Origin of the sequence: Caulobacter segnis (assembly GCF_003243465.1) — a bacterium.
GTDB lineage: Bacteria > Pseudomonadota > Alphaproteobacteria > Caulobacterales > Caulobacteraceae > Caulobacter > Caulobacter segnis_A.
The window spans coordinates 1-9,230 of the sequence record NZ_QFQZ01000120.1 but is presented as its reverse complement, the minus strand read 5'-3'; the positions used below and the strand labels follow the sequence as shown (position 1 = coordinate 9,230).

At 68.8% G+C, this 9,230-nt stretch carries 9 protein-coding genes; 6 read left to right on the top strand and 3 right to left on the bottom strand.

From position 1 onward, the window contains the following. A partial coding sequence (gene rpsL, locus DI526_RS22215) for a 30S ribosomal protein S12 (RefSeq protein ID WP_304282870.1) occupies window positions 1-266 on the bottom strand: 266 nt, incomplete at its 3' end. 437 nt (window positions 267-703) lie between these two features. Here rpsL and DI526_RS22210 point away from each other — a divergent pair. After that, window positions 704-1,468 carry a hypothetical protein gene (locus DI526_RS22210; protein WP_304282867.1) on the top strand — a complete coding sequence of 255 codons (765 nt, stop codon included), beginning with the start codon at window positions 704-706 and terminating at the stop codon, window positions 1,466-1,468. Between the two features lie 71 nt (window positions 1,469-1,539). Here the strand turns inward: DI526_RS22210 and DI526_RS22205 are convergent, their stop codons facing one another. Next, entirely contained in the window at window positions 1,540-2,490 is a 951-nt protein-coding gene (locus tag DI526_RS22205) for an NAD-dependent epimerase/dehydratase family protein (protein ID WP_304282864.1), read from the bottom strand. A gap of 88 nt (window positions 2,491-2,578) precedes the next feature. On the opposite strand from DI526_RS22205, the gene DI526_RS22200 reads away from it, so the two are divergent. From DI526_RS22200 to DI526_RS22180, 5 genes are all read left to right on the top strand, one after another. Then, window positions 2,579-3,469, top strand: coding sequence for a LysR family transcriptional regulator (locus DI526_RS22200; protein WP_304282861.1), 891 nt, complete (start codon window positions 2,579-2,581; stop codon window positions 3,467-3,469). 91 nt (window positions 3,470-3,560) lie between these two features. Next, complete coding sequence (locus DI526_RS22195; RefSeq protein WP_304282859.1) at window positions 3,561-3,752, top strand: DUF3008 family protein; 192 nt, start codon at window positions 3,561-3,563, stop codon at window positions 3,750-3,752. A 9-nt stretch (window positions 3,753-3,761) separates the two neighbouring features. Continuing rightward, the gene (locus DI526_RS22190; RefSeq protein ID WP_304282857.1) at window positions 3,762-3,977 is read left to right on the top strand and encodes a hypothetical protein; all 216 of its coding nucleotides are present in this window, start codon (window positions 3,762-3,764) and stop codon (window positions 3,975-3,977) included. 48 nt (window positions 3,978-4,025) lie between these two features. Continuing rightward, window positions 4,026-5,477: a DUF1593 domain-containing protein gene (locus DI526_RS22185; RefSeq protein ID WP_304282855.1), complete on the top strand. Its 1,452-nt coding sequence runs from the start codon at window positions 4,026-4,028 to the stop codon at window positions 5,475-5,477. 116 nt (window positions 5,478-5,593) lie between these two features. After that, window positions 5,594-5,962 carry a hypothetical protein gene (locus tag DI526_RS22180; RefSeq protein ID WP_304282852.1) on the top strand — a complete coding sequence of 123 codons (369 nt, stop codon included), beginning with the start codon at window positions 5,594-5,596 and terminating at the stop codon, window positions 5,960-5,962. A gap of 370 nt (window positions 5,963-6,332) precedes the next feature. Here DI526_RS22180 and DI526_RS22175 read toward each other — a convergent pair. After that, a partial coding sequence (locus DI526_RS22175) for a DNA-directed RNA polymerase subunit beta' (RefSeq protein ID WP_304282849.1) occupies window positions 6,333-9,230 on the bottom strand: 2,898 nt, incomplete at its 5' end.

The window sequence follows — 9,230 nt, the reverse complement described above, 5'->3', positions numbered from 1 at the left end:
TCCTTGACGCGGCCGCCGCGGATGAGCACCACCGAGTGCTCCTGCAGGTTGTGGCCTTCGCCCGGAATGTAGCACACGGCTTCGATGCCGGTGGTCAGACGGACCTTGGCGACCTTACGGAGAGCCGAGTTCGGCTTCTTCGGGGTCGTGGTGTAAACGCGGGTGCAAACGCCGCGACGCTGCGGGCAGCCCTTCAGGGCGGGCACCTTGTTCCGCACCGGCTTCGGGGAGCGCGGCTTACGGATGAGCTGGTTAATGGTAGGCATTAAGTCTCTGCTCTGATGGAAGCGTGTGCCTTTCGGCCGAGGCGCTTCAGGTCCTTGTCTTTGTTGTTCTTGGTTCAAGGCTCCGCTTGGAGACCCGATAAACACGAAACTCGCCGGGACGCGGGATGCATACCGGCGGGTCAGGCTCCCCAAGGACCAAGGCCCAGGAGGAACATAGGCTCATCAGGACGGCCGCGAACGACCGCCTCGAAAAAGAGCGCGGTATTTACTCGCGAAGGAGCCTTACGTCAATCGCCTGTTCCTGCGTCGGTTAACGCCGGCTTAAGGCTGGCGCCACGGTCAAGATTCCGCCACTTCAGGCTGTACAGGCTCGCCCAGAGCGAGTTGCGGCGGCTATCGGCTTGTTTCGACGACCGCGCTCGCCATGTGGGGACGACAGGCAGGGTTTGGAAGGGCGTTTGGCGATCGGCGTCGGCATGCGGACACGCGACGGGCGAAGGGCGGCGATTCTGGCCGGCTCGCTGCTGCTGCACGTCCTGTTGCTGGCCTGGCTGGCCCTGCCCGTCCCGCCGCTGCTGCAAGAGATCCTGGCCGACGACCTGCCGACCGTGCAGGTGGACCTGATCCGGCCCGAGCGCCAGGAGCAGCCCCTGCCCCGCCCGGCCGCCTCGCCAGCCGCGACAGCGCCCGCCCCGGTCCTGCCGTTCCAGGTGCGCCAGCCCGCGCGCCCCGCCCCCGCCGGCGTGCCGACGCTGGAGGTCCCGGCGGCGGGAATCGCCAAGCCCGGAACCGCGATCCGCCCCGCGCCCCTGCCCGGCGATGGAGCCGGCGACCTTCGCACCGCCCTGCGCGCCAGCCCGACCGGCTGCGTCAGCGCCGATGCGGTCGGCTTGAACCGCCGCGAGCGCGAGAAGTGCGACGAACGCTTCGGCGCCGCCAAGGCCAAGGGCGAGCCCCTAGACGGCATGGACGCGGCCAAGCGTCAGGCCCTCGAGGCCCAAGGCGCGGCTCAGCGCGCCTACAAGGACTATGTCGACGGTCCGATGGCGCCCGGCGTCGACCATCGCAGCAAGGATCATCCGGGCACGATGAAGGAAATCCCCTTCGTCCTCGGCGCCGAACAGGACGGCCTGGGCCGCCCGCGCAAGGACGTCGTCGACCAGATCCGCAAGAAGCAGGACGTCGAGGACCGCGCCCGCAAGTACCTGGAGCTCCGCAAGAAGGCGGGCCAGGGGCCGTAGGGCTTTCCCGGAAGGGAAACGGTGGGGCGTAGACGTAACGTTGGTCAGCGTGAGCGCTTACGAACGCCCGCTCACAGACACCCCATCCCCTCGAGCGTCTCCCGCACCGCGACGTCCAGCGGCGTATTCGGCTCCTCGCCAAGCCGCGCAGCTAGGCGAGCGCCGTCCAGCCGTACGGGCTGTTTCCAAAGGTAGCGCATCTCCATCAGTTCGCGAGGCGTCTCGGCGACGAAGGCGGCCAGGCGCAGGGCCCACCACGGCAGCGGCTTGACCCGCACGGTCGGCTCGGCCAGCGCACGGACGACCGCCGCGATCATCGCCGTCCCGTCCCGATCCCAATGGCCGGCCATGTGGAAGCGCGCGAAGTCTTCGAGGTCGTCTCGCGCGAGGAGCTGGACCATGGTCTCGGCCACGTCCGGCAGATAGGCCCATTGGTGGCCGACGCCGACGGTGTTGGGGTCCTGGATCGCCTTGGGTCGGGCGCCCGGCGCGACGATCCCCTGGCTGAACCAGTTGTTGGCGGCGCGGGGACCGAAGAAGTCGCCAGCGCGGACGATCAGCGCCCGGGCCTCCCCCGCCCGCGCGGCGTCCTGCAGGCGGCGCTCCAGCGCGACCCGGATCGCGCCCTTGCGCGTCGTGGGAGTCTGCGGCGCGTCCTCGGCGATCAGCGGGAAGGCGTCAGGGCCGTAGTTATAGACCGTTCCCGGCAGCACGACGCGCGCGCCATGAGCGCGAGCGGCCGCCAGGGTGTTGTCGATCATCGGCAGGACCAGCTGCGCCCAGTTGCGATAGCCGGGCGGGTTGACCGCGTGGACGATCACCGAGGCGCCGCGCGCGGCCTCGACCACATCGTCCCGGACCATGGCGTCGCCGACCCCGCAGTCGATCCCGGGCAGCCGTCCGGCGGCCTCGACGCTACGCACCAGGGCCTTCACCCACCAGCCGTCGGCCCGCAGCCGCCGCGCCATCTCCCCGCCGATCCCGCCCGTCGCCCCGAGCACCAAAGCCGTCTTGCCGTTCATGTTCGCCTCCATCTGCGTGAGGCCAAGATGGCGGCGGAACCCCTGTTCAGAAATTGCGTAACTTTCTGGGTTGGATATACGAAAATAGATGAGCAACGATCCGAGCTGGGACCTCTACCGCACCTTCGCCATCGTGCTGCGCGAGGGCTCGTTGTCGGCCGCCGCGCGCGTCCTGGGCATGACCCAGCCCAGCGTCGCTCGCCACATCGACGCCCTGGAGGCGGTTGTCGGCGGCAAGCTGTTCGTCCGCTCGCAGCGGGGCCTGTCGCCGACCGACCGAGGCCTCGCCCTGCGCCCCCACGCCGAAAGCCTGGTCGCCACCTCGGCGGCGCTGCTGCGGGCGGCGTCGGGAAGCGAGGCGGTCGCCGGGACCGTCCGGATCACCGCCAGCGACGTGGTCGGCGCCGAGCATCTGCCGCCGATCCTGGTGGGGTTGCGCCGCGCTCATCCCGACCTGGCGATCGAGTTGGTGCTGTCCAATGCGGTCAGCGACCTGCTGCAGCGCCAGGCCGACATCGCCGTGCGCATGGTCGAACCGACGCAGCAGGCGCTGGTCGCGCGAAAGGTCGGGGCGGTCACCCTCGGCTTCCACGCCCATCGCGACTACCTGGCCGAGCGCGGGACGCCGATCACCGCGAAGGACCTGTTGGCCCACGACCTGATCGGGGTGGACACCGAGACGCCGGCGGTGCGGGCGGTTTTGAGCCGGATGCCCGGCCTGACCCGCGAGGCCTTCCGCCTGCGCACGGATAGCGACCTGGCCCAGCTGGCCGCGATCCGGGCGGGTTACGGCGTCGGGGTCTGCCAGGTCGAGATCGCCCGCCGCGATCCGGCCCTGGTCCGCGTCACCCCCGACCTGTTCGGCGTCGCCCTGCCGCTATGGGTGGTGATGCACGAGGACCTGCGCGGCGGCGCCCGGCACCGCGCCGTCTTCGACGCCCTCGTCGAGGGGCTGGGGCGGATCGGCGGCGAGGCCTAGCGGAGGCGTCGCGACGCTCAAAGGCTGGCCTGGAGAACGCTCCGGCGGGCGGCGCGTTGGGGTTTCGGACATCCAACCCGAGGAGGATCCCATGCCCGCCAAGTCCGCCGCCCAGCAGAAGGCCGCCGGCGCGGCCCTGTCCGCCAAGCGCGGAGAGACGCCCAAGAGCAAGCTCAAGGGGGCGTCGAAGTCGATGCTGTCGATGAGCGAGAAGGCGCTCGAGGAGTTCGCCCACACCCAGCGCAAGGGCAAGCCCGAGCACGTCGCCGACAAAGCCAAGTAGGGGCCGCCGATGGACTTCCAGGGCGAAGTGCTTTGGGGCGTGGGCGCGCTCCTGCTGCTGGTGGCGCTGATCTACGGCGTCATACAGTACAGGACCCGCAACCGCGCCAACGACCCCGTCTCGGAGAAGGCGACCAAGGCGCTCTACGACGATCTCGATGGATATGACGCCAAGCGCGACGCGTTTACGGACGACGTGAAGCCTTCGTCGGGCGACCGAACCTAGCCATGCCCGACGCCGCCCCCTAGGCTGTTACCGATAACACCCTGAGGGATGGAAATGCGGTCCTGGAAGAGCCTCGCCATCGTGGCGGCCCTGATGCTGGGCGCGCCGACCGCCGCCCTGGCGGCCGAGGGGCCTGCCAAGGCCCGGCTTGTCGTGCTCAGCGATATCGAGAACGAGCCTGACGACACCCAGTCGTTCGTGCGCCTGCTGCTCTACGCCAACGAGATCGACCTGGAGGCCCTGGTCGCCACCACCTCGACCCACATGCGCCAGGAGATCCATCCGGAGTCGATCCGGCGCCTGGTCGCGGCTTACGGGCAGGTGCGGCCCAACCTGCTGCTGCACGCCGGGGGCTATCCGACCGCCCAGGCCCTGGACGCCGTCATCCGCGCGGGCCAGCCGGGCTATGGCCTGGCCGCCACCGGGCCCGGCAAGGACACCGAGGGCTCGCGCGCCATCATCGCCGCCCTCGACCGTCCCGACCCGCGCCCGCTGTGGGTGTCGGTCTGGGGCGGGGCCAACACCCTGGCCCAGGCGCTGAAGACCCTGTCCGCCACCCGCTCCCCCGCCGAGGTCGAGCGCCTGGTCGCCAAGCTGCGCGTCTACACGATCTCGGACCAGGACGACGCCGGGGCGTGGATCCGGCGCACCTATCCGTCTCTGTTCTACATCGTCAGCCCCGGCGGCTACGGCGCGGCGACCTGGGGCGGCATGAACCAGGCGGTCGAGGGGCTGGACAACACCACCGTCTCCAACGCCTGGCTGGCGACCAACATCCAGCAAGGGCGCGGTCCGCTCGGCGCGCTCTATCCGGACGTCGCCTATGGCATGGAGGGCGACACGCCCGCCTTCCTGAACCTGATCCCGACGGGCCTGTCCGACCCCGAGCATCCCGACTGGGGCGGCTGGGGCGGGCGCTACGAGCGCTACATCCCCGCGATGGAGGCCATGGACCCCAAGGGCTTCACCGGCGGCGTGCCGATCGAGCCCGAGACGCGGCCGATCTGGACCAATGCGGTCGACGCGTTCACGCCGCACGCGGCCAGCGCCAATGGCCGGGCGGTGCGGCCCTCGGCCCGAACCTTCCAGGACTATCGCGCGACGATCTGGCGCTGGCGCGACGCCTTCCAGAACGACTTCGCCGCTCGCATCGGCTGGAGCACCCTGCCGCGCGAGAAGGCCAACCACCCGCCGATCGTGGCCCTGGACCATCCGGACCGCCTGACCGTCCGCGCCGGCGAGACCTTCACGCTCAGCGCCCGGGGCAGCCGGGACCCGGACGGCGACAGCCTGTCGTATCTGTGGGCGAACTATCCGGAAGCCGGCAGCCTCAAGACGCCGATCCCGCCGGGCGGCTCCGACAACATCTACCGCGTCCATTTCACCGCGCCGCCGGTGACCAGGCCGGAGACCGCCCACTTCGTGGTGGCCGTGACCGACAAGGGCTCCCCGCCCCTGACGCGCTACCGGCGGGTGATCGTGACGATTTTGCCCCGGTAGCGGTCGAACGAGCCTCAGGGGCCCACAGAACGCGGAACGGTCTTCGACGAGCCGGGTTGTGAAAGCGTCCCCGGCGCCGGCCGGGCTCCTCCCCTTCCCCTGCCCCGAGGCCCATCATGACCGACTATGCCGACAGCCTGACCGCCGCCGACAGCAACGGCGCCGCCCAGGATTTCCCGAACAAGGCCGACCGCGCCCGCGCCAAGGTCGAGCCCAAGCTCAAGGCCGTCAGCGGCGCCGCGCACGAGGCCTATGACAGCCTCAAGGAGGTCGCCGCCGAAGCCGTGGGCGAGACCCGCGCCCGGGTCAAGAACCTGACCGCCCAGGCCGGCGACCAGATCCAGCGCCGCTATGGCGACCTGGAGACCTGGGCCCGTCTCAAGCCCGCCCGCGCGCTGGGCGTCGCCGCCGGCGTCGGCCTGGTTCTGGGCCTGCTGCTGCGCGGATCCTCGACCAAGACGATCTACGTCCGTCCGCGCGCCTAGGTCGCCCGCGGCATCCCCCGACGCGGAAGGCCCGGGAGTGATCCCGGGCCTTTTCGGCGCCATGCGCGCGTCGCGCAGGCGGTTACGCCGGAGTCTTCATCCATCCAGAAATCCGACCTTCCCGGCGAACGCCGGGATCCAGATCGAACCCACGCGCGACTCCCCTGCTAGCGCCATGCGATTTCGCATCATCCCCACCGGCTCCGGATGAATCTGGGCCCCGGCATTCGCCGGGGAGGTCGGTGGATTTGAAAACGAAAAAGGCCCGGAATCGCTCCCGGGCCTTTCCGTAGGTACTCAAGCCTGCCGATTTCTCGGCGTCCGCCCCGGGCGCTTTTCGAGCGCCCGAGTCTTGGAGTGTTTCGGACGCCTATTCGGCGTCCGAAAGCGCGATCTCGGCCGGCAGCGGCTCCATCGCTTCTTCGCGCTGCTGGGCCAGCTGCTCGTCGCGCTTGGCGGCGACGCGTTGCAGGCTGCGCAGGTAGGAGCCCGTGCCCGCCGGGATCAGGCGACCCACGATCACGTTTTCCTTCAGGCCTTCCAAGGTGTCGGTCTTGCCGTGCACCGAGGCTTCGGTCAGGACGCGCGTCGTTTCCTGGAACGAGGCGGCCGAGATGAAGCTCTTGGTCTGCAGCGAGGCCTTGGTGATGCCGAGCAGCACCGGCTGGGTCACGGCAGGACGGCCGCCACGGGCGATCGCCTTGTCGTTTTCCTTGTCGAACTCGGGCTTGTCGAGGTGGTCACCCTTGATGAGGCCCGTGTCGCCCGGCTCGATGATCTCGACCTTCTGCAGCATCTGACGAACGATCGTCTCGATGTGCTTGTCGTTGATCGGCACGCCTTGCAGACGATAGACCTCCTGGATCTCGTCGACGAGGAAGTTCGCCAGGGCTTCGACGCCCAGGATGCGCAGGATGTCGTGCGGATCCGGGTTGCCGTCGATGATGTACTCGCCCTTGGTGATGTAGTCCCCGTCGTGGACGGCGATGTGCTTGCCCTTCGGGATCAGGAACTCGACGGGTTCGGGCTGGTTGCCGTCGGCGTCGACGTCCGGCGTGATCTTGATCCGGCGCTTGTTCTTGTAATCCTTGCCGAATTCGACACGGCCGTCCATTTCCGCGATGACCGCGCAGTCCTTCGGGCGGCGGGCTTCGAAGAGTTCGGCGACGCGCGGCAGACCACCGGTGATGTCCCGGGTCTTGGCGCCTTCGGTCGGGATACGCGCGATCACTTCACCCGGCTTCACTTCGTCGCCGTCGGCGACGGAGAGAATGGCGCCGGCCGACAGGAGGTAGCGAGCCTCACCGCCGTTGCTGAGACGCTTGTACGAGCCGTCTTCCGACAGCACGCCCATGGCCGGACGCAGGTCCGAACCGCGGGCCGACACGCGCCAGTCGGCGACGACGCGCTGGGCGATACCCGTGGCTTCGTCGACTTCCTCGCGGATCGACAGGCCGTCGACCAGGTCTTCGGCGCGGATCTTGCCGGCCACTTCGGTGATGATCGGGGTGGTGTAGGGGTCCCAATCGCCGAGGCGCTGGCCGCGCTTGACCGTGTCGCCGTCCTTGACCCGCAGGCGGGCGCCGTACGGCGGCTTGTAGGTTTCGCGCTCCTTGCCGTCGACCAGAACGCTGACGGTGGTGTTGCGGCTCATGATGACCAGCGCGCCGTCGGCGGCCGTCACCGTCGGACCGATCACGCGGACCGTACCGTCGTTGCTGGCTTCGAAGAACGACTGCTCGGCCACCTGGGCGGTGCCGCCGATGTGGAACGTCCGCATCGTCAGCTGCGTGCCGGGCTCACCGATCGACTGGGCGGCGATGACGCCGACCGCTTCGCCGATGTTCACCGGGGTGCCGCGGGCCAGATCGCGGCCGTAGCAGGCGCCGCAGACGCCGACCTTGGCTTCGCAGGTCAGGACCGAGCGGACCTTCACCGACTGCACCACGGCCGCCTCGATGGCGTCGGCGATGTTCTCGTCGATATAGGTGTCGGCCGGAACGACCAGCTCGCCGGTCGCCGGATCCTTGACGTCCTCGGCGGTGAAGCGACCCAGGACGCGGGTGCCCAGCGAGACCAGCACGTCGCCGCCTTCGACGACGGCGCGCAGGGTGATGCCCTTGGTCGTGCCGCAGTCTTCCTCGACGATAATGCAGTCCTGCGCGACGTCGACCAGACGGCGGGTCAGGTAACCCGAGTTGGCCGTCTTCAGCGCGGTGTCGGCCAGACCCTTACGGGCGCCGTGGGTGGAGTTGAAGTACTCCTGAACGGTCAGGCCTTCCTTGAAGTTCGAGACGATCGGGGTCTCGATGATCTCACCGGACGGCTTGGCCATCAGGCCGCGCATGCCGCCCAGCTGCTTCATCTGGGCTTGCGAGCCACGGGCGCCGGAGTGGGCCATCATGTAGATGGCGTTGATTTCCTTCTCGCGGCCGTTCTCGTCCTTATGCTTCATCTGAAGCTCGGCCATCATCTCGTCGGCGACGCGGTCGGTGGCCTTGGCCCAGGCGTCAACGACCTTGTTGTACTTCTCGCCCTTGGTGATCAGGCCGTCGGCGTACTGTTGCTCGTACTCTTCGGCCAGAGCGCGGGTTTCGGCGACGATCGCCTCCTTCCGCTTCGGGATGATGATGTCGTCCTTGCCGAACGAGATGCCGGCCTTGGCGGCTTCCTTGAAGCCCAGGCCCATCACCTGGTCGGCGAAGATCACCGTCGCCTTCTGACCGCAGTGGCGGTAGACGATGTCGATCAGATTGCCGATTTCCTTCTTGGTCAGCGCCTTTTCGATCAGGCGGTGGCCAATCTGCGGGTGACGCGGCAGCAGGGCGGCGATCTTCATGCGGCCCGGCGTGGTGTCGATCACGCGGCGACGCGCCACGCCATCGGCGTCCACTTCGGTGAAGCGCGACTTGATCTTGGCGTGCAGCGACACGACACCGGCGTCCAGCGCGGCTTCGATTTCGCCGAGGTCGGCGAAGATCTTGCCTTCACCCGGCTCACCCTCGCGAGCGACCGACAGGTAGTAAAGGCCCAGGACGATGTCCTGCGACGGCACGATGATCGGGCGACCGTTGGCGGGCGACAGGATGTTGTTGGTCGACATCATCAGGACGCGCGCTTCCAGCTGAGCTTCCAGGCTCAGCGGGACGTGCACGGCCATCTGGTCGCCGTCGAAGTCGGCGTTGAACGCGGCGCAGACCAGCGGGTGCAGCTGGATGGCCTTGCCCTCGATCAGCTTCGGCTCGAACGCCTGGATGCCCAGACGGTG

Excerpts from the sequence above, each read along its gene's own strand:
- DI526_RS22210 (WP_304282867.1), top strand. The coding sequence starts at position 704 with ATGCGGACACGCGACGGGCGAAGGGCGGCGATTCTGGCCGGCTCGCTG.
- DI526_RS22205 (WP_304282864.1), bottom strand. The coding sequence starts at position 2,490 with ATGAACGGCAAGACGGCTTTGGTGCTCGGGGCGACGGGCGGGATCGGC.
- DI526_RS22200 (WP_304282861.1), top strand. The coding sequence starts at position 2,579 with ATGAGCAACGATCCGAGCTGGGACCTCTACCGCACCTTCGCCATCGTG.
- DI526_RS22195 (WP_304282859.1), top strand. The coding sequence starts at position 3,561 with ATGCCCGCCAAGTCCGCCGCCCAGCAGAAGGCCGCCGGCGCGGCCCTG.
- DI526_RS22190 (WP_304282857.1), top strand. The coding sequence starts at position 3,762 with ATGGACTTCCAGGGCGAAGTGCTTTGGGGCGTGGGCGCGCTCCTGCTG.
- DI526_RS22185 (WP_304282855.1), top strand. The coding sequence starts at position 4,026 with ATGGAAATGCGGTCCTGGAAGAGCCTCGCCATCGTGGCGGCCCTGATG.
- DI526_RS22180 (WP_304282852.1), top strand. The coding sequence starts at position 5,594 with ATGACCGACTATGCCGACAGCCTGACCGCCGCCGACAGCAACGGCGCC.